This window comes from Paenibacillus sp. FSL E2-0177, from assembly GCF_037992975.1.
Classification (GTDB): domain Bacteria; phylum Bacillota; class Bacilli; order Paenibacillales; family Paenibacillaceae; genus Paenibacillus_AQ; species Paenibacillus_AQ odorifer.
The window spans coordinates 6,800,833-6,820,159 of the sequence record NZ_CP150307.1 but is presented as its reverse complement, the minus strand read 5'-3'; the positions used below and the strand labels follow the sequence as shown (position 1 = coordinate 6,820,159).

Genomic DNA, 19,327 nt, shown 5'->3' with positions numbered 1-19,327 from the left:
AGAGGTTAATAGAAAGGGGGGGACTTCAAGTGGATAAACTGAAATAAATTCAGGAATTACCACCTTATCAGAAGAGAAGTAGTGGGGTAATCCTGAATTAAAAAGTGTATACATATACCTTGGTACGCAGTGTGTCCGTGCATGTTATGGTACGGACAGGCTGCATGCCTGGAAGGGCAAAACAAATGCTAATGACCACCGCGCCCGGCAGTAGCTCACGCTTGAACTTGTCCCCAAGCCGTTTCATCGCTCCGGGAAATAAGTAACAAAGAACAATATCCGCATGCTCGTAAGAGCTGCTATAAATATCCCCACGTACATAACGAAGCCTTCCGTGGAGCAGATTCTGGCCTTCGTCTGCTCGCAGCATACGTGTGCCGAACCTAGCAAGCAGCTGGGATGTCCACAAGGGAATACTGGAATTTTCAATGCCTGTCAGCCTTTTGCCTGGACATTGGCGAATAACATCCATGCCAAGTGTTCCCCAACCCGATCCCGCCTCCACAATGCTGCTATATCCCGAAATCCGATTCACCTCAACGGCAACAGCCGAGCGTACAGATTTTGACGTAGGCATCGGCGATATCCCGTTCCTCCAGCTCACCAGCACAATCGACACCATGGATAACAAGGCTGCGAAGGCGATGAGCCAAGCGATGACTTGAATCACGATCAATACTATCATTCCTTCTTCATCTGCTAGAAGCAGGATTCAATTCTCTTACTTTCTCCCAGCATTTCGTTTATTAACTTCATATGGATAAAGATCCTGAATTTCCTTGCTTTCAATATCTTGACCTACATAAAAAATCAGAGTGGGATCATTTGCTGGATGGGCATAAGAAAGATAAGTGCGATGTATAAAATCAAAGTCCATCTTACCCAGCTGGAAATCGATTTGATATTTATCTTCTAAATAGACTTCAAATTGCTTTTTTAAAGCCAGAGACTTCCACGGAAGTCCAAAGAATAAAAAGTAGACTCCTATAAGAAATATCAAAAAAATTAAGAGGAAAAGCGACTTTTTACTGAGAATGGTATGTTTTATAATTCATAACCCTCCCTAGCGTTTATTCTACATGAACTTTGCTGGACATATCAAAATCAACCTCTTCAAGAAATTCGATAACTTCTCCATTGGGACTGTGAATGATCGCGTTTTTAATTAGAAGAGGCGGTTCGCCCAGAGACAGAGAATCCGGTGCTATAAAAGCCTTGGCCCCATGTGCAAGGGCTTTTTGATACATCTCCTCTACATTATCTACATAGAAGGCAAGATGTAATAACGCTCCGTGTGCTATATCTTCATCAGACAAGGCTTTTTTTCCTTGAGCGGCGATGACTGCATCATTATCAAAAATCTCAATGCAGGTTCTGCGGTCAGGTGAAATCAGCATGGAGGCTTCTTTGATCTGAAAGGATGGCAGACTCCAATGATGACCTAGCTTGAATCCTAAAACGTCAATATAGAAAGAAATAGTTGCTTTATAGTCTTTAGCTTGAATCGCTACATGTGCAAGGCCTTTTACACTCATTTATAATCGCTCCCAACTTTAATATATACTTATTATAGTTGTATTAAAATATGAGATATATATATAAGATAAGTGTTTTGTAGTAATATGGTTATTAAATTTAAGGTATTTTAGTGGAATAAGTTTATTTTATAAAATGGGTTTAGGAGGCGCTTGCTATGGAACAACTTGTGGATGACATTGATAAAAAGATTATGCAATTACTTCAGTACAATGCCCGAATGTCCATTTCACAAATCAGTAAAGAGGTTTCGATGTCACAACCCTCTGTTAAAGAACGAATGATCAAGCTGGGGGAAAGGAATATCATTTCTGGGTATCATACAGCTTTTAATTTACGAGATCTGGATCGGGGCACAACTACGTTTATTCTATTAAAAACAGAACATTGCCAAGAGATTACGGATTTTTGCAAAAATGCTAAGGAAGTTACCGATTTATATCGGATTAGTGGAGAATATAATTACCTCATAAAGGTGCAAACCGCGTCGATTGAGGAGTTAGCTGAATTCCAAGACAACCTTATAAAGTTTGGACCTTCAAAATCTCATATCAGTCTGAAAAATATATTGGAAAATAGGGTGTTGCTCTAAAGCCCATTTTCCAAACACAATATCTAGTAACCGCTTTCATTCCATTGTAGAATGGATGAAAACAACGTTAGCATTAACTCGGATACAAGGGAGCATGGGTATGGAGAGGTTTTTATTCAGTAAAAAGTATATTCCGTTCACCTATAAGATGATGATACCGTACCTCATTCTAGTATTGCTGACAGATGTATTGGTGGGTTATATAGCTTATACGATGCTCGTAGAGTCCAGAACGGAAATGGCGGAAACGAATGTCCGGACAGCTTTGAAGCAGACGAGGAACAATATCGAATATCAGACAGATGAAATCAAACGAATGACTAACTCGCTGTTTCTCAATACGAATTTTCAGAATGCTCTGCAGTTTAGGGGAGATGCATTGGAAAACATGCTCAAAATGAGGGATGATATCGTTCCTTATATGAAAGCCCCTCTGCAATTGTATGGGAACAATCTGAGACTTGTGCTCTATACCGCAAATGAGACGATGCTTGAAATCCCCGGTGATGATATGACTGTACCTATCGGTAGAAGCGATTATTATATTCTTTCTGATCAGGTTATTGAAGATAAGGAATGGTTCAAGTCGATTGTTGCCAATAACAAAGACAGCTTGTGGCTTCAGGCGGACAGCGACAGTGAACTAAGCAATATTTCGTATTTCCGCAAGCTGGTTTCTTCTAAGGGAGGCCCATCGATTATTGGTTATATTCGCGTCACGGCGAGAATTGACGAGCTTTTTGGCAATTTCGATACCTTTCCGATTGAACAGGGCATAGACCTTCGTCTAGTGGATCGGGTTAGTGGATTAACGCTTTATGAACAAGGTATTGTCGATGAACATGCGAAGCAAGATGCTTATCTGATCATTAGTGAAGATATTCCGTTGTCTGACTATGCTATCGAGGTACGGGTGCCGCATGCCTACTTGAATAAAGATGCTAGCCGAATGCAGAAGGTGATCACCACCGTTTGTCTGATCAGCTTTTTAGTCATGGCGGTGATCGGCTTCCTCGTTGCCCGCATATCAGGCAAAAAAATTAAACGGATCGTATATTTGGTCCGGTCCTTTCAGGAAGGGAATTTTTATAAAAGAATCGGGTTTGCCGGGAATGATGAATTTGTCTACATTGCTAATAGTTTTAATCAGATGGCGACTAGTATCCAGGACCTGATCCAGAACGTCTATGAGCAAGGGATTCAGAAAAAGCAAGCAGAACTGGATGTGCTTCAAGCTCAGATCAGTCCGCATTTTTTATACAATACATTGTCGACCATTGGTAGCTTAGCCAATTTGGGCGAAGTTGAGAAGGTTACACAGATGGTACAAGGTCTTTCTAAATTCTATCGCCTCACCTTGAATGAAGGACATGTCTATATCTCTCTTGAAAAAGAGCTGGAGCAGGTAAGGATGTACCTTGAAATTCAGAGGGTAAAGTATGCCGATGCGTTTGAGGTTTATTATGATATTGATCCTGATATTTTACAGGTTCCCATCATTAAGCTGATTTTGCAGCCATTTGTAGAAAATATATTCAAGCATGCTTGGTTTGGGGAGACGATTGCGATCCGGATTACCGGAAAACGGCTGGGTGAACGCATCGAGCTCAAGGTCATCGATAACGGAATTGGTATGCGGGCGGAGACACTGCGAAATATGCGTTCAAGCTCATTCCATTCGAGCAGCTATGGACTGAGAAACGTGGAGGAACGAATCAAGCTGAGATACGGCCATGATTTCGGCATTCATATCGGCAGTTACTTTGGGGCAGGAACGACCGTTCAAATTATCTTACCGGTGGATAATGCGGAAATCCGGGAAGTTATGGGGGAGTAAATAGTATGGCGATGGAAATCAACGTTCTGTTGGTGGATGATGAAGTGATCGATTTGGAATGGCTGAGACGGCGGGTGGCGGGCAGTGATCATTTGCCTTTGCATAGCGTGAGAACGGCAACGAGCGGTTTCGCCGCTTTAAAAATGATGGAGCAGCACCGCATTGATATCATTCTCTCCGATATCCGCATGCCGATTATGTCGGGCGTGGAATTTGCCCGGAAAGCGAAGGAGATTAACCCTGAGGTCCATCTGCTTTTTATTAGCGGACATCAGGATTTCAACTATGCCAAAGAGGCCATTCAATTAAATGCCTCCGGTTATTTGCTTAAACCCGTTGATGATGACGAGTTAAATAAGACACTGACTGAACTCTGCGCCAAGATTGAGAAGGAGAGGAAGCAGCATATTTCCTTGTCGGAAACACTGACGCTTGTGAATCAGGAGCTGCTGCTGCGCTGGTTTAATGAGACTGCCCCGGGGCAGGTGGAGACGCATATTCACAACGTTCTTACGTCTTACTTACAAGGCGCGTCGGCGGTTGCCATCGTCGAGATTGACGATATGGCACGGAAAATCCAAACTTGGACGGAAGAAGAGCGGAGTTTATGGAGCAGCACAGCCAATCATTTTATCCGGAAGTTCGCGCAAGATCAAAATTTAGGCATGGTCATCACAACCTATGACTATCATTTTGTGATCCTTGCTGCGGTTCAGGAACAGTATTTTACCGCTTTGATGGAAGAGCTCATTCGGTCATTCTATCAGGAATTTTCCTGTTCAATTACGATTGGAAGAGGGATGTACACAACAGAACTGGGTAAGCTGCATGATTCCTATCGGCAGGCTCAGGCTGCTTTAAGTATTAAATGGATTGTTGGGAAAAATAGAATCATCCAAGATGCCTCGGAATGGAGCCCGAAGGAAAAAATCGCCTCAGATTTAGAGGTTATTGTGGACCGGATGCTTAAAGCGATGCTCGATTACGACCTTACCACCATTGATGATTGTTTGCTGCAGCTGTTTGCCGGGGACAGTCCGCTCTCCCAGAAAAACGACATCTACGATATCATTATTCGAATTACCTCCAAGCTTCATGCCGATCTGCAGCAAATGAACGAGCATCTATACGAGATTTTGAATTGGGATTCACATCATCCCTTTGTGCTGTTTCAGTTTGAAACGGTGCATGATATTCTCTCTTGGCTGAGAAGAAGATTTTTTGAGTTGTCGGAGCTGCTTTATTTGAAACGGCAAAGACAAAAGCGGAAGTTAATTGATGAAATCACGGAATATGTGAAAGAAAGATTAGATCAAAAAATAACGCTGAACGAAGTGGCCGCCCATTTCGATTTTACGCCTAACTATCTCGGTCATTTATTTAAGGTTGAAACCAACAGTTTATTCAGCGATTTTTTAAGTGAATTACGGATGAAACGGGTATGCGAGCTGCTCGAAGATCCGACTAAGAAAGTTTATGAGATTGCAGAACAAGCCGGATATAAAAATATTATTTATTTCAACAGACAGTTCAAGCAATACATGGGCATGTCACCCGGTGAGTACCGGAAGAAAAATAAAATCTAACAAAAAAGCGGTGAAAATGAAAACCCGGCGATGATTTTTCGGTTATTGGAGAATCGCTGCCGGGTGTTTTTGGTCTGCCGGCTAACCTTTTTTTGTCGAATCGTTGAATTAGTATTATGTTTAGTTGTTTCGCTGAATTATCTAAGCGCCTGTGCCCTTTTATAATAAGAGATATAGAGAAGAGAGGGGTGCAAAGATGAAAGGGCATACATTTTGGAGCGATTTAAAGAATTATAGGGTTCTCTTGCTGATGCTGGCTCCGGCGGTTGCTTTTTTCCTTCTGTTTGCCTATGTCCCGATGGCGGGCATTATTATTGCCTTCAAGCATTATGATTATGCGGGCGGTATTTTTGGAAGTGCCTGGAACGGGCTTGACAACTTCCGCTTTTTCTTTGAATCAGGCGATGCTTGGCGGGTAACACGAAATACAGCACTATATAACATTGCGTTTATCGTCGTCAATAACAGTTTGCAAATTTTTGCAGCGATTATGTTGTTTGAGGTCGGTGGTAAATGGTTCCGCAAAATCACACAATCGGCGTTGTTCCTGCCTTACTTTATCTCATGGGTCGTTGTCGGAGCGATTGCTTATAACCTGCTCAATTATGATATTGGCACCGTGAATGCTTTGCTCAGAGGTATCGGACTCCAGCCTGTCGATATTTATAATACACCTTCCTATTGGCCGTATATTCTGGTTATAGTTTCTGCATGGAAAAGTCTCGGATACGGAACGGTGATGTACTTGGCCGCGATTACGGGGATAGATACAGAAATGTATGAAGCAGCCGAAATCGATGGGGCTAATATTTTTCAGCGAATTATGAAAGTAACCATTCCGAATTTGTATCCAACGATTATTATTCTGGTGCTGCTGGCAGTCGGGAACATTTTCCGTGGTGATTTCGGGATGTTCTATAACATGATCGGCAACAACGGCTTGTTGTTCTCCTCGACAGACGTTATCGACACTTTCGTATTTAGGTCACTGATTACTTCGAATGATATCGGCATGTCAGCTGCAGCTGGTGTTTTCCAGTCCGTTCTTGGCTTCGCGACGATCATGTCAGTGAACTATGCTGTCCGTAAATACGACAAAGACCGCGCTCTGTTCTAATCGTATCAGGAGTTAAGTCTTTCATAATGGAGGTAACGATATGAAGCAGCTTGATCGTAAAATATTTTCAGGTATTGGTTATGTATCCCTGATTTTTCTCTCAGTTTTATGTATTTTTCCTTTTATACTTGTCGTATCTTCATCCTTTACGGAAGAATCCAAAATCCTAACGGATGGTTATCAATTTATACCGACTGCCTTCTCAACTGAGGCCTACAGCATTTTGTTTAAGTATCCCGAACAGATGATTCAAGCCTATATAGTGACAATAGGAGTTACTATACTCGGCACGGTGCTTGGCTTGTTTCTGACTTCGATGACTGCTTATGCGCTATCCCGAAAAGATTTTAAGTGGCGCAATAAATTTTCGTTCTTCTTTTTCTTTACGACTTTGTTCAGCGGCGGTTTGGTTCCGTGGTATCTGCTTATGGTCAACTACCTTCATATGAAGGATACGCTGATGGCCTTAGTGGTTCCGATGATGCTCAATGTCTTTTATATCATTGTTATGAAGTCTTTTATGGGCAGCATTCCGGAAGCTATTGTAGAATCAGCAAAAATTGACGGCGCAGGCGACTTTAAGATCTATGCTCGTCTAATCCTGCCGCTGTCCAAGCCGGCGTTAGCTACCATTGGATTGTTTCTAGCGCTGGCCTACTGGAATGACTGGTACAATGCATTGCTGTTTGTATCGAATGAAAACTTGATGCCGCTCCAATATTATTTGTATAAAATGCTAGGCAATATGGATGGCATGCGCAAAGCGATGATGGGTGCAGGGGCAGTCGTAACGACATCGATCCCAACCGAGAGCTTGAAAATGGCGATGACAGTTGTGGCCACTGGCCCGATTTTGCTGGCTTATCCATTCGTGCAGAGGTATTTTGTCCAAGGTTTGACGATTGGTGCTGTGAAAGGATGAACCCGGGGAAACTCGGTTTATCAATATAATTAAACACAAGGGGGAAGGCTTGAGATGCTGAAGAGAAATAGATTGATGATGCTAGCGCTCGTTTTAACCTTCGTAATGATTCTAAGTGCATGTGGTGGTGGCAATAACAATGCTAATACGTCTGCACAGGCTACAAATAATGCGTCAGAGGGAGGAAGCGACACTACGAACAACTCAGAACCTGCAACTACCTCAGACACCCTTGATACCTCTAAAGAAGTGAAGCTGAAAATGATTTTTGTTGGCCCTAAACCGATAGACTATGATAGCGTTTTTGCTGAGATTAATAAAAAGCTGAAAGAAAAAATTAATGCTACTGTAGAGGGCGAGTTTCTGGATTGGTCGGACTGGGCACAAAAATATCCGCTGAAGCTGGCAGCTAATGAGGATTTTGACCTCATCTATTCGGCAAACTGGGCTGGTTACAATGACCAGGCGCTGAAAGGCGGATTCCTGGAATTGACCGATGAGCTGCTTACCAAATATATGCCGCAGACTTTAGCAGCTATGTCTGATGTGAGCTGGGATCAAGCTAAGGTAAACGGCAAACTGTATATGGTTCCGCAAAACAGAGGGGAATCCGTTGAAAAACTGATTTTGTACCGCGAGGATTTGCGTAAGAAATACAATCTTCCGGAGATCAACAGCCCAGAAGCGTATGCCACTTACTTGAAAACCATAGCACAAAACGAAAAAGGAATTACACCGTTCACCCCGGAAACAGGAGACTGGAAATATCATAATTTGGACCGTGTATTGCTGAAGCAACAAAACGAATGGAATATGTTTGATCTCGACCTTCCGTTTGCTTTCAAATTGACGGATGAAAAAGGGCAAGTATTTAACGTATATGAAACGCAAGAGTTTAAAGATCTACTCGTATATTACAAAGATCTCGCTGATAACAATGCATGGTCGAAAAACGTTCTAAACAGTAAAAATGATCATCAGGCCGATTTTAAAGCAGGCAAAACAGCATCGATTACGCACAACAACGGAACACTTGGAGCACTTATGGCTTTGATGCGCCAAGAGAATTCTCCTTATGAAGTAGCATTGGCTGACATCAACCAAGGCAAGAAGAAATCAGTGGCGATTTCCACCCAAAACGGTACTTCGATCCACGCTACTTCCAGAAATGTGGAACGTTCCTTGATGTTCCTCGATCTGATGCAAAATGATAAAGAACTGCACGACCTGATGATGTACGGCCTTAGCGGTGTACATTACGAAGCGGTTGGTGATGACAAATATAAAGCCCTTGAAAAGAATCCGAACTATACTGGCTTCTCTAACTGGAACTTCAACTCGCCACTTAACCGTGACAATGAAGCATTCCCGCAAGAAGCAAACGATCTGGCTAAAGGCTGGGAAGCAAATGTCTATCACTACGCGCTTGAAACCTTCGTATTCGATAACAGCAAAGTGAAAACGGAAATTGCCAACGTTGGTAACGTAATGCTCCGTTATGCGATTCCGCTCGAATACGGCGTAATCAAAGATATCGACAAAGGTCTTGAAGATCTGAACAAGCAACTGAAATCCGCGGGCATTGATAAAATCCAAACCGAACTACAAACTCAAATCGATGCTTTCTTGGCAAACAAATAAGCTACAGAATAAGGGAGACCTAACAGTCATCAAATGGCTGTTAGGTCTCCCTGTTTAATTGGGCTCATCCGCGGGTGAAGCCGCTATCGGACACAGTTGACCCTAATAGCAGCATTATCGCACTTTTGGAATACTAACGGACCTCACAGTCGCTATTAGCCTAAAACATGCCTAGAATGAAGCTCAAGATAAAGAATAGCTGCACTGGAGTCCGAAAGTCTGCTTTAAAGGCTGAAAATCAGTAAATAAAGTCACCTCGGTCCGTTAGGCAGACCAGAAACAAAAGGCAGCAACCCTTTTGCTAGGGAAATGGATACTTAGGGAGAACGGCTACTCTTTGTGAAAAGGAATAAAAAAGAAGAACCGGCATGAGCTGCCGGTTCTTCTTAATATATAATTTGCGCGCAATGAAATAACGTGATATTATGAGAAGACCACTGTTAATCTGCGTATTTTAGATAGATTTATTACATCTTATTTATACATTAATAATACCACGCGGATTGGCAGTTTGTCAAATTTGTATTTTTGCTTCTTGATAACAACCTTGAAAAGGAGCGTGTTAGTAAAAATGTTAAACGAAAAAGATTGGCAGGGAGAACAGAAACGGCTAGATTCGGTCACGGAAGAATTGCAATCAAAGATTGGCGAGCTGGAACCGGAAGTGACAGGATTACGTGAACAGGTGACGGACATCCGCAAGCAGTTTTGGGAGGAAGTTACGGTCAATACGAGCACACATGAGGATTTCGAGGAGACCTTTTACAGTATAAAACAGCAAGAAGCGTTGTTGTCTGAACGGGAACGTAGCCACCGCCAACGGCTGCTGCGTTATAAAAACATGAAACGGCTGCTGCCGTCACCCTATTTTGGACGAATGGACTTTCAAGAAGATGGGTTGAACTCCAGTGAGCAAATCTATATCGGGGTGGCGTCTTTCATCGATGCAGAAGGTGTAAACTTTCTGGTATATGACTGGCGGACACCTATTGCAAGTATGTATTATGACCATTCGCCAGGCCCCGCCACTTACGATACACCGGGAGGACAAATCTCAGGAACGATGATGCTGAAGCGGCAATACCAGATCCGTCAGGGTCAGCTTCAGAACGTGTTCGATACGAGCTTAACGATCGGTGATGAATTACTTCAGCAGGTGCTTGGTAAGGGTGCGGATTCACAAATGAAGAGCATCGTGGCGACTATTCAGAAGGAACAGAACGCTATTATCCGCAACGATAGTAGCCGTATGCTCATTGTGCAGGGGGCGGCGGGCAGCGGAAAAACATCCGCAGCGCTGCAACGGGTAGCCTATTTGCTATATAAACACCGCGATAGGCTCAAAGCGGATCAGATTGTTCTTTTTTCGCCTAATCCGATGTTTAACAGTTATGTATCTACGGTGCTTCCCGAGCTTGGCGAGGAGAATATGCAGCAAACAACCTTTCAGGAGTATATTGATTATTGGCTTGGATCTACGCTTCGTCTAGAGGACCCGTTCGAGCAGATTGAATATGTACTGACGTCCAAAGCTTCTCCAGAGTATGAAGCACGGCTAACTGGAATGCAGTATAAAGCTTCAGAAGCTTTTCTGCATGCTTTGCAAAACTATGCGTTGTGGTTAGGGAAGGAAGGGATGTTGTTTCATAGTATCCGTTTTCGGGATCGCGAGTTGATTACTGCGGAGCAGATGAAATCGCAATTTTACAGCTATGATAGCTCCATTCGCTTGGCTAATCGCATCGTTTTATTGCGTGAATGGCTACTGCGTCAGTTGGCTTCGCTGGAGCGTCAGGAACAGGAGGCATTCTGGGTTCAAGATGAACTCGATTACCTCGATACCGATCAGTATGCCGAAGCCTACAGTGAGATACTTAAGAAGTATCGGCGGGAGGAAGCCGTCTTTGATTTTACGACTCAGTATCTTGAGAACTATGGGGATTTTCCTAATCAGGATCAAGGGGAAGAGAATGTTTTTGACTTTGGTCTGCAGGAAGAAGAACTGCTGCGCCGCATGATTGTGAAGGAGCACTTTACACCGCTGAGACGCGATGTCAAACGGTTTAAGTTCATAGATACGATTGGGTTATACGATCAGTTGTTTAGTGCCGACGCCAGTTATCGGCATATGACGAACGAGACTGAGGTACCTGCTCAGTGGCAGGAAATTTGTAAGCAAACAAAGGAAAAACTGAGCCGCGATGAACTCTTTTGCGAGGATGCCACTCCATTCCTGTATTTAAAAGAACTTGTCGAGGGTACTCGTATGAACACAGAAGTTCGGCATCTGTTTATCGATGAAGGCCAGGATTATTCGCCGTTCCAATACGCGTTTCTCAAACAGCTGTTTCCCCGCGCGCGCATGACTGTGCTCGGCGATTTCGGCCAAGCAATTTTCCCTCAAGCAACGAATTTGCACGAGGTGGATTCACCTTTGATCCGGCTTTATGGTGAAGATGAAACGAGCCTGATCCGTCTAATTCGAAGTTATCGTTCAACTCGTCAGATTGTGGAGTTTACGAAGGCGTTGCTGCCTAATGAGGAGATCGTACCTTTTGAAAGAGAGTGTAAGAAGCCGTTCCTAGTGAAGGCAAGTAGCGACGTAGAGCGGGCAATAAGAATTAAAGAAGATCTCGCGGCGTTGATGGCTGAAGGGCTTGACTCTATTGCCGTGATTACCAAGACTGCAGCTGAAAGCCGTGCGGCCTATGAAGAATTAAAGTCACAAGGATGCGAAGCTCTGCGGCTTATTACGAAGGAGACGCTCACTTTTGAGAAGGGCATTTTAGTAATTCCCGCTTATCTCGCAAAAGGGGTTGAATTCGACGCCGTACTGATTTATGATGCTTCCACACAGACGTATGATCGGGAAAGCGAACGCAAGCTTTTTTATACAGCCTGTACGCGTGCGATGCATCGGCTTCTGCTGTACACAACAGGTGAGTGGTCACACTTTATTCAGCCGTTAGAGGTATCTTTATATGAGGTTGTGCAATGAGATTGGAGAGATAAATGAAAAGCATATTGTATAAGTTTATGAGTAAATTTACATCTCTTAACGAAGTGGAACAGCAGGATATTGTTGAAGGTATTCCTATTGAGGAATACAAGAAGGGAACGGTACTCCTTAGACAAGGAGACGTTCCCTCAAAATGTTTTTTTGTGTTAAAGGGATGTGTGAGGCAGTCCTCGATAGATGAATCGGGCAAAGAAGTCACATCTAATTTTTATACGGAAGAGCAAGCGGTTTCGATTTTTAATCGGCATCAGGAGAGTAGACCCTCAGCGTACACCTTAACCTGCCTAGAAGACAGCATATTGGTGGTTGGTGATCTTATTGCGGAACAGGATATGCTCCATAAACACGCTCAGCTGGAAACCATGATACGCAAAATGGTAGAGGAAAACTTGGGTGAGGTTCAGGATGAGTTGACTTCCTTTATTGCTTCCAATCCTGAAGAACGTTACAAAGCCTTGTTACAAAAAAGACCTCATTTACTTACCCGTGTCCCCCAACATCAATTAGCCAGTTATTTGGGGATTACGCCAGAGTCATTAAGTAGAATTAAGAAGCGGGTTCATTCCGGTGATGAATAGCAAAATCGTTATACACTTTTGGGGATTTTTCCACCTCTAAGCAGTAGCCATATCCCAAAGCCTAGTTCTCCTACAATCATAGGAATAGTAAAAATAAAATTAAGTGTTGTAATGACTGCCTCATATTGTGGGAGAAACATTTTGCTTAGATGAATGATAATATAGCCTATTGAAGCAAGCAGCAGCAAGATGCTGATTACTTTAGGAATGACATCGGATTTTAAAGCCACATAGCCCACTATTAACAAATGCCCGCCAAAAACGACCAGCCCCATAGACCAAATGAATTGAAATGCATCCAGAAATAACATCATAAATGCTTGAGTTTGTTCGATTGTTAATGAGGAAAAGCCATTTGTGTTTCCCGTGAGCAGCAGCACAAATATCAAAGTTAATATAGAGATTGCCAATATAGCGGAATAGGTTAGACGGAGCCATGCGCCAAGTAATGAAAGATTTTGGTTGATGGGTTCTAGAAACACATAAAACGCCCAGGCGACCAGAATGTCAGTAATCATAATGATGATCCAGCCCAAGATTTCCCCTTTGAAAAGATTGTTGGAAGATACAATGTTAATAAATGTGGCACGGGCATCGCCTTGCACAACAAGAGTCCCATGGACAAAGCCATATGAAAAAAATGAAGCGAGGGTCATGATGATCAGTGATATTCCAGCTGTTAAAGCGGACTTACGCTGGTTCGATAGGTCTTTTTCTGAGATAGCCATAAGATAGCCTCCTAAAGGACTTTTATTTCATTGTAATTAGGAGTACTATGGCGGGCATTGACTTAAATCAAGACTCTGAATCAATCAAGCGAAGTAAGTATCATTGTTATCGCGTTATCAACAAAGGATCGCTCCGGGCGGGATTTCAAGAGTACAGTAAGCCCAATTAGCGATACGATTAGTGCCTGTGCCAAGGCCTTCGCATTTACACCACCCTTAAGCTCACCTGATTGTATACCACGTTCAATAGTTTCTTGAAATATGACCGATAGATACATTTGGTGTTCTCTTGTAAGAATCTCGAACTTCTCATCATGAGGTGCCAGCTCGACCATTGTATTGATGCAAAAACATCCTCGGTTCACACTGCCTGCATACTCCTCCGCCACCACATCTTCAAAAAAACTACGAAAGGCTTTTTTCGCGGATGGATTGCTTTGAAGTTGGGCTCGGACACGGGAAGCATGGGACATCGTGTATTTACGTAGCGCAGCTTCGAATAATTCTTTTTTGTCTCCAAAAGCTGAGTATATACTGGGGCGTTGAATGCCCATTCTGGAAGTTAAATCGCTTAATGAAGTAGCCTCATATCCCTTCTCCCAAAATAGCTCCATAGCTGATTCTAATGCTTTTTCCTCGTCAAATTCGCGGGTTCGAGCCATTTTTAACACCCCTCGTTATATTTGATTTCAATAATTTATTACCGATCAGTATTTTATAATACTAGAACTAGTCGTCTATATTGTCAAATCAAAGTCGGTAGCATCAAATATTTATGTTGACACACACCATTTTGTAAGATAAATTTACTGAGCATAATAACATACTGATCAGTATGAAATGTATTTGCGATTTAAATTTATCAGAGAAAGGGTGTGTCCAAAATGCAGGGGACTAAAGAGAAGCTTTCGTCACAAGAGACGCATACGCCATCTGATTCTATTCATGCTTCCTCGATGCCTCGGTATATGACACTTTTGTTTGCCGTTGTCTGCGGGATGTCGGTTGCAAACATCTACTTTGCTCAACCGTTGCTTGATCATTTGTCGAAAGAATTTGGTATTGATTATTCAACCATTGGTATTCTTATTACTATCACGCAGATTTTTTATGCAGTGGGGCTGTTACTGCTCGTGCCACTAGGAGATTTACTGAATCAGCGCCGCCTGATTATCGGCCAGATGTTATTATCTGTGGTGGCTTTGATTATCGTGGGTACTGCCTCTTCCAGCACGGTACTATTCGTAGGTATGGCTTCAGTGGGACTACTCGCTGTTGTAACGCAGACGCTTGTTGCGTTCGCGGCGACAATGGCTGCCCCTGCCGAACGCGGGCGAGTCGTAGGCATGGTCACAAGTGGAATTGTGATTGGAATACTTCTTGCGCGATCCATTTCAGGAATACTTACAGATCTTGCAGGTTGGCGTTCCGTATACCTTTTTTCTGCTGCTTTAATGCTTTGTATGGTGTGTACATTATTTAGGGTGTTGCCAAATGTGAAACGTGAGGTAAAAACACTGTCATACGCTCAGCTGCTTAGCTCAGTGTTTATGTTGTTTGTACAAGAGAGAGTATTGCGTATCCGCGCTATTCTGGCTTTGCTGATTTTTACTGCTTTCAGTATTCTGTGGACTTCTGTGGTCTTGCCTCTTAGTGCTCCGCCGTTATCACTTTCACATACTGCAATTGGGGCATTTGGTCTGGCGGGAATTGTGGGAGCATTAGCTGCTGCGCGGGCGGGAAAGCTAGCTGATCAGGGTCATGGACAGAGAACGACAGGCATAGCTTTACTTCTATTGTTGATTTCATGGTGGTTTATCAGTTTTACCGAGCAGTCGCTGTTGGCATTGGTCATTGGTATTGTTCTGCTTGATTTGGCTGTGCAGGCGGTGCATGTCACCAATCAAAGTATAATACTTACCTTGCGCATGGAGGCACGTAGTCGGCTCACCGCAGGGTATATGGTTTTTTACTCCATTGGAAGTGCTACCGGATCGATTGCTTCCACTCAAATATATTCTCACTATGGCTGGAACGGGGTATGTTGGCTTGGGGCTTCTGTTAGTGCTGTGGCTTTTTTATTTTGGGCTTTAACCTTGCGTGCTACGAATGCCGCGTTGCAACGGCGCCCTGCTTGGAAATAATCGGGGCAAGTCAATAAGGGTGGAGGTTCCGCTTTCCGGGCATGTTATTTAAAACAGGTTTGGGAGGGGATAAGGATGTCTAGAAGGAACAGGAAATATGCAGTGCCGGGAGCCAGCCGCGGAATGCAAATTTTTAAAGCGGAAGTGATGCGGCGCGAGGGGTATGATGTAGATCCGGAGCGGCCTGATGATGTGAAATACGAAGTTGCAAAAGAACTGGGTGTCCCTTTGGAGCACGGTCAAAATGGTCATTTGAGCACAGAATCGGTGGGCCAGATCGGCGGTAAAATTGGTGGATCGATGGTCCGCGAAATGATTCGTCTCGCACAGCAGCAATTGGTGGATCAGGAAAGGCAGTAGCATTTTTCTAATTTATGTTGCAGAGATCGCGGGAGGCGGTTTTCGTCCTATATTGTATGGGACTGAGACCGTCCTTTCGGTGTTTGCGTTATTTTATATTTGTATAGTAAAAAAATTCCTGGAATTCCCTAAAACAACCTGATTCATGGTAGAATTTTACCGATGTTCCACGGTATAGTGGAGAAGGATATATCATCATTCAAGTCTGTAGTGGGAGAGGAATTATCAGATGAATCAGAGATATCGCAAACGCAACACGGCTGCTTTTACGGGGGCATCGTATTTTGCATTGGGGGCAGGACTTTTTCTATTCTGTTTGGGAGTGTACAACGACACTTGGGAGCTAAACGTAAAAGGGTATTATTTGCTTTGTATGGTGTTAATTACGATTTCCTGTATCGTTGTGCAAAAGGTGGTTAGGGACAATACAGAGGATAAAGAATTTCGTTTGGATAACCCTAAACACAGGATGAGAAACACAGGGGCCTTCACAATTATGGCTTTTGTGGGTTTGATTATCGGGTATGCGATGTTTTTTATTGGCCTTTACAATGCTCCATTTGAATTAAATGTAAAGGGGTATTACATAGCTGTTATTCTCTTGATTTCTTATAGCGCTATTGGCGTTCAGAAAGTGACGCGGGATAACGCGGAAGATAACGAGATTCTTGCCGAGCAAGAGGCGAGACGGGACATCCAAGGGTAAAGAGGGATATATCCAGCTTTCTCGCTGACACCAGCAAGCTGCTTCAACTTTACTTACCATCATAAATTGTAAACAGGAGCTTCGTGAATTTACGGAGCTTCTTTTTATTTTTTTGAAATGCAGCAATAATCTTGCCGATTTGAACATTATGAGGACTATTTGTTAGAACAACATCCTTAGTTTGGATTGTTTTTTACTATACGGTTCTCTATACTCTTCATAATACTTGAAGTAGGAGTGGATAATGGATGATCCGTCTGAAGGATATAGGGAAGTTCGAGGAACTGCCGCAAATGGCCATGCATATTTACAAAGGAAATATTCCGGAATTAGAGGCTGCCATTAGAGCAGGCTGGGATATTGAAGAGGGCATCGTACTTAGCAAATATACCACGTTAACCCCGTTAGATTTGGCGCTTATATCAGAGAGAATGGATGTCATAAAGCTGCTGGTACAACACGGGGTAAATCTGAATGTGAAGAATAATCCGGCTTTTTTGCTCGCGGTCCGCTATTGCAAAGAAGATATCGTCCGCTATATTGCAGCACAAGGGGCCAAACTGGACAAGCTTAATCAGGTCAAGTCAGGTGCATATTCGCAGGCCTACTATGGCAACAAAAACAATATCCCGCTCATACATGAGCTAGGATTAGATATTAAGCAGCATGGTGGGGCTGTATTACGCAAAGCGGTGTCAGATCACGACCTTAAGACCGTTGCTTATTTACTGGATCATGGGGTGGACATTAATTACAACAATTCTGATATGGTCTATCCTTATCAAGCCACTCCGTTAACAGTTGCCACAAGAATGGGTAATCAAGCGATGGTACAATATTTGATTGAACGTGGCGCAGACGTTACCTTGGCGGAAAAAGATGGCGATCGCCCTTACACCATTGCTGTGAGCAATAAGAATACAGCTTTGGCTGACTTTTTGAAATCGTTAGAGCCGGCTGAATTTCATGATATCGAGAATAAGAAGTTTGAGCTGAGAAAATATAAATTGTCTGATGAATTGGTTAGCTTTCTTACTGGAACAAAACTGCGTCTTGAGCTAACACAAAATGAATATGAAATTAGATATATCGACTTTTTCACATTAACTGATACCATTGAAATAAAAATCGGCCGGCAAAAGCTGCTCCGTCTGTCAGCCGATATAGATAATTACTCTGATCTGCTGCTTATGTGGAATCCGAAGAAAAAAGGCCTGATAGGCTGTTACGACGTGGAACATCAGACGTACGCGGATTTATGTAGTTTTGCAGATTTTCTCACGCAACCGGAGATATACCTCATTAATTTTCTTGAAGGAACATAGTTGTTAATATCTCATGATCTGTCTATTTCTTTTGCAGGAATCATTCTATTCGTCGTTGAATATATCCCGGTAACCGTATTACGTATTCAAAATACGTAGCCACAGGAGGAGAACAACATTGAAATCGATTACCGTTCAAAGCCTTACGGAAACGTTTAAGCTGGAAGTGCTTGCGGGTGCTAGCTGCATGGACCGCGAGATCACTCGCTCTAAGACACATAGACCTGGCCTGGAGTTCGTGGGTTACTTCGACTTTTTCCCCATGAAGCGAGTACAAGTATTGGGCCGTAAAGAAATCAATTATCTGCTAAAGCTAAGCGTTGAGCAACGCAAGTTACATATTGGCAATATCGTTAAGTATCATCCCCCATGTTTTATTGTGACGACGGGTCAGCAGGAGATTCCCTATTTGACTTTATTCTGCGACCAAGAAGGTATACCACTACTTCGGACGGAAGAGACGACGTCAGAGTTCATCGCAAAGATTGATACTTATCTGGTGAAGGCGCTGGCGCCAGAACTTTCAATTCATGGAGTGTGTGTGAACGTGTCTGGCATAGGTGTCCTATTGAGAGGCAAGTCCGGGATCGGAAAAAGCGAAACCGCTCACACGCTCATTAGAAGAGGCCATCGGTTTGTGGCCGATGATGTAGTTGTGCTTAAGAAGCTGGGACCGGCGACGCTTCTCGGCACGCATAATGAAACGACCCGTGAATTCCTAGCACTGCGCAGTATTGGTCTGATCAATGTTGTACGGCAGTACGGGCGTAGAGCTTTTCAGGAAGAGACACGAATTGTACTCGACATCGAGTTGTCACCATGGCGGGAGAATTCCTTGAATAATGAGCTCGAAATCGAACCCCAGTTCACAGACTATCTTGGCGTGCAAATTCCGCATATTGAAGTTCAGCTTCAGCCTGGCCGCGACGTGGCTGGCCTGATCGAAGCGGCTGCGAACAATTGGTACCTTAAGCAGCTTGGCTATAGTGCCGCTGAAGAGTTCCTGCAGAGGATCGAAAACGGGATGCAGTCGTAAAGGCAGGATAGAAAGCAGCAATTATAGTTACCATAATTAAAATGGTTTTCTGTATACGAAAAACAGACCGCAGATAAATGCTGCGGTCTGTTTTTCACAGCAAAAAGGGAAGTTGCTTTTTGATTGATAGGGCTAGGACATGCGTTATTGGCTGGGCATAGGTTAGAAATGGTATAATTTCTAATAGGTATTTTGAGTGA

At 43.2% G+C, this 19,327-nt stretch carries 18 protein-coding genes and 1 pseudogene; 14 read left to right on the top strand and 5 right to left on the bottom strand.

The genetic code is table 11. From position 1 onward, the window contains the following. Window positions 1-97 precede the first annotated feature (97 nt). The 3 genes from MHI25_RS30360 to MHI25_RS30350 form a co-directional block, all read right to left on the bottom strand. Complete coding sequence (locus MHI25_RS30360; protein WP_340394754.1) at window positions 98-685, bottom strand: class I SAM-dependent methyltransferase; 588 nt, start codon at window positions 683-685, stop codon at window positions 98-100. A 36-nt stretch (window positions 686-721) separates the two neighbouring features. Further along, on the bottom strand, window positions 722-1,000 hold the full coding sequence (locus MHI25_RS30355; protein WP_340394753.1) for a hypothetical protein: 279 nt from the start codon (window positions 998-1,000) through the stop codon (window positions 722-724). Window positions 1,001-1,070: 70 nt separating this feature from the next. Then, window positions 1,071-1,535 carry a VOC family protein gene (locus MHI25_RS30350; protein ID WP_036682343.1) on the bottom strand — a complete coding sequence of 155 codons (465 nt, stop codon included), beginning with the start codon at window positions 1,533-1,535 and terminating at the stop codon, window positions 1,071-1,073. A 158-nt stretch (window positions 1,536-1,693) separates the two neighbouring features. On the opposite strand from MHI25_RS30350, the gene MHI25_RS30345 reads away from it, so the two are divergent. The 8 genes from MHI25_RS30345 (at window position 1,694) to MHI25_RS30310 (ending at window position 12,828) form a co-directional block, all read left to right on the top strand. Continuing rightward, window positions 1,694-2,128 carry an Lrp/AsnC family transcriptional regulator gene (locus MHI25_RS30345; RefSeq protein WP_340394752.1) on the top strand — a complete coding sequence of 145 codons (435 nt, stop codon included), beginning with the start codon at window positions 1,694-1,696 and terminating at the stop codon, window positions 2,126-2,128. Between the two features lie 55 nt (window positions 2,129-2,183). Then, complete coding sequence (locus tag MHI25_RS30340) at window positions 2,184-3,965, top strand: histidine kinase (protein WP_340394751.1); 1,782 nt, start codon at window positions 2,184-2,186, stop codon at window positions 3,963-3,965. 5 nt (window positions 3,966-3,970) lie between these two features. Further along, entirely contained in the window at window positions 3,971-5,551 is a 1,581-nt protein-coding gene (locus tag MHI25_RS30335; protein ID WP_339245499.1) for a response regulator, read from the top strand. Window positions 5,552-5,747: 196 nt separating this feature from the next. Further along, on the top strand, window positions 5,748-6,668 hold the full coding sequence (locus MHI25_RS30330; RefSeq protein WP_036682339.1) for an ABC transporter permease subunit: 921 nt from the start codon (window positions 5,748-5,750) through the stop codon (window positions 6,666-6,668). A 40-nt stretch (window positions 6,669-6,708) separates the two neighbouring features. Further along, on the top strand, window positions 6,709-7,590 hold the full coding sequence (locus MHI25_RS30325) for a carbohydrate ABC transporter permease (protein ID WP_076124225.1): 882 nt from the start codon (window positions 6,709-6,711) through the stop codon (window positions 7,588-7,590). Window positions 7,591-7,644: 54 nt separating this feature from the next. Further along, complete coding sequence (locus MHI25_RS30320; RefSeq protein WP_076124223.1) at window positions 7,645-9,231, top strand: ABC transporter substrate-binding protein; 1,587 nt, start codon at window positions 7,645-7,647, stop codon at window positions 9,229-9,231. A 571-nt stretch (window positions 9,232-9,802) separates the two neighbouring features. Next, on the top strand, window positions 9,803-12,229 hold the full coding sequence (helD, locus tag MHI25_RS30315; RefSeq protein WP_340394750.1) for an RNA polymerase recycling motor HelD: 2,427 nt from the start codon (window positions 9,803-9,805) through the stop codon (window positions 12,227-12,229). A gap of 14 nt (window positions 12,230-12,243) precedes the next feature. Continuing rightward, on the top strand, window positions 12,244-12,828 hold the full coding sequence (locus MHI25_RS30310; RefSeq protein WP_076179254.1) for a Crp/Fnr family transcriptional regulator: 585 nt from the start codon (window positions 12,244-12,246) through the stop codon (window positions 12,826-12,828). A gap of 8 nt (window positions 12,829-12,836) precedes the next feature. Here the strand turns inward: MHI25_RS30310 and MHI25_RS30305 are convergent, their stop codons facing one another. Next, on the bottom strand, window positions 12,837-13,556 hold the full coding sequence (locus MHI25_RS30305; protein ID WP_076179253.1) for a DUF4386 domain-containing protein: 720 nt from the start codon (window positions 13,554-13,556) through the stop codon (window positions 12,837-12,839). Window positions 13,557-13,636: 80 nt separating this feature from the next. Next, on the bottom strand, window positions 13,637-14,218 hold the full coding sequence (locus MHI25_RS30300; protein ID WP_312147404.1) for a TetR/AcrR family transcriptional regulator: 582 nt from the start codon (window positions 14,216-14,218) through the stop codon (window positions 13,637-13,639). A gap of 294 nt (window positions 14,219-14,512) precedes the next feature. On the opposite strand from MHI25_RS30300, the gene MHI25_RS30295 reads away from it, so the two are divergent. The 6 genes and pseudogenes from MHI25_RS30295 to hprK all read left to right on the top strand — a co-directional run bounded on the left by MHI25_RS30295 (window position 14,513) and on the right by hprK (window position 19,127). After that, window positions 14,513-15,700 carry an MFS transporter gene (locus MHI25_RS30295; RefSeq protein WP_076124378.1) on the top strand — a complete coding sequence of 396 codons (1,188 nt, stop codon included), beginning with the start codon at window positions 14,513-14,515 and terminating at the stop codon, window positions 15,698-15,700. 75 nt (window positions 15,701-15,775) lie between these two features. Then, on the top strand, window positions 15,776-16,060 hold the full coding sequence (locus tag MHI25_RS30290; RefSeq protein ID WP_036682328.1) for an alpha/beta-type small acid-soluble spore protein: 285 nt from the start codon (window positions 15,776-15,778) through the stop codon (window positions 16,058-16,060). Between the two features lie 229 nt (window positions 16,061-16,289). Then, window positions 16,290-16,502 (top strand): annotated as a pseudogene (locus tag MHI25_RS30285) (YiaA/YiaB family inner membrane protein); the annotation flags it as partial. A gap of 27 nt (window positions 16,503-16,529) precedes the next feature. Beyond that, complete coding sequence (locus MHI25_RS30280) at window positions 16,530-16,766, top strand: YiaA/YiaB family inner membrane protein (protein WP_305953524.1); 237 nt, start codon at window positions 16,530-16,532, stop codon at window positions 16,764-16,766. Between the two features lie 248 nt (window positions 16,767-17,014). After that, window positions 17,015-18,091: an ankyrin repeat domain-containing protein gene (locus MHI25_RS30275; RefSeq protein ID WP_076124213.1), complete on the top strand. Its 1,077-nt coding sequence runs from the start codon at window positions 17,015-17,017 to the stop codon at window positions 18,089-18,091. A 118-nt stretch (window positions 18,092-18,209) separates the two neighbouring features. Beyond that, window positions 18,210-19,127, top strand: coding sequence for an HPr(Ser) kinase/phosphatase (hprK, locus tag MHI25_RS30270; protein WP_036682323.1), 918 nt, complete (start codon window positions 18,210-18,212; stop codon window positions 19,125-19,127). Window positions 19,128-19,327 lie beyond the last annotated feature (200 nt).

Bases quoted from the DNA above. Each gene is read 5' to 3' on its own strand.
- MHI25_RS30360 (WP_340394754.1), bottom strand. From the start codon at position 685: ATGATAGTATTGATCGTGATTCAAGTCATCGCTTGGCTCATCGCCTTC.
- MHI25_RS30350 (WP_036682343.1), bottom strand. From the start codon at position 1,535: ATGAGTGTAAAAGGCCTTGCACATGTAGCGATTCAAGCTAAAGACTAT.
- MHI25_RS30345 (WP_340394752.1), top strand. From the start codon at position 1,694: ATGGAACAACTTGTGGATGACATTGATAAAAAGATTATGCAATTACTT.
- MHI25_RS30340 (WP_340394751.1), top strand. From the start codon at position 2,184: ATGAAAACAACGTTAGCATTAACTCGGATACAAGGGAGCATGGGTATG.
- MHI25_RS30335 (WP_339245499.1), top strand. From the start codon at position 3,971: ATGGCGATGGAAATCAACGTTCTGTTGGTGGATGATGAAGTGATCGAT.
- MHI25_RS30330 (WP_036682339.1), top strand. From the start codon at position 5,748: ATGAAAGGGCATACATTTTGGAGCGATTTAAAGAATTATAGGGTTCTC.
- MHI25_RS30325 (WP_076124225.1), top strand. From the start codon at position 6,709: ATGAAGCAGCTTGATCGTAAAATATTTTCAGGTATTGGTTATGTATCC.
- MHI25_RS30320 (WP_076124223.1), top strand. From the start codon at position 7,645: ATGCTGAAGAGAAATAGATTGATGATGCTAGCGCTCGTTTTAACCTTC.
- helD (WP_340394750.1), top strand. From the start codon at position 9,803: ATGTTAAACGAAAAAGATTGGCAGGGAGAACAGAAACGGCTAGATTCG.
- MHI25_RS30310 (WP_076179254.1), top strand. From the start codon at position 12,244: ATGAAAAGCATATTGTATAAGTTTATGAGTAAATTTACATCTCTTAAC.
- MHI25_RS30305 (WP_076179253.1), bottom strand. From the start codon at position 13,556: ATGGCTATCTCAGAAAAAGACCTATCGAACCAGCGTAAGTCCGCTTTA.
- MHI25_RS30300 (WP_312147404.1), bottom strand. From the start codon at position 14,218: ATGGCTCGAACCCGCGAATTTGACGAGGAAAAAGCATTAGAATCAGCT.
- MHI25_RS30295 (WP_076124378.1), top strand. From the start codon at position 14,513: ATGCCTCGGTATATGACACTTTTGTTTGCCGTTGTCTGCGGGATGTCG.
- MHI25_RS30290 (WP_036682328.1), top strand. From the start codon at position 15,776: ATGTCTAGAAGGAACAGGAAATATGCAGTGCCGGGAGCCAGCCGCGGA.
- MHI25_RS30280 (WP_305953524.1), top strand. From the start codon at position 16,530: ATGAGAAACACAGGGGCCTTCACAATTATGGCTTTTGTGGGTTTGATT.
- MHI25_RS30275 (WP_076124213.1), top strand. From the start codon at position 17,015: ATGATCCGTCTGAAGGATATAGGGAAGTTCGAGGAACTGCCGCAAATG.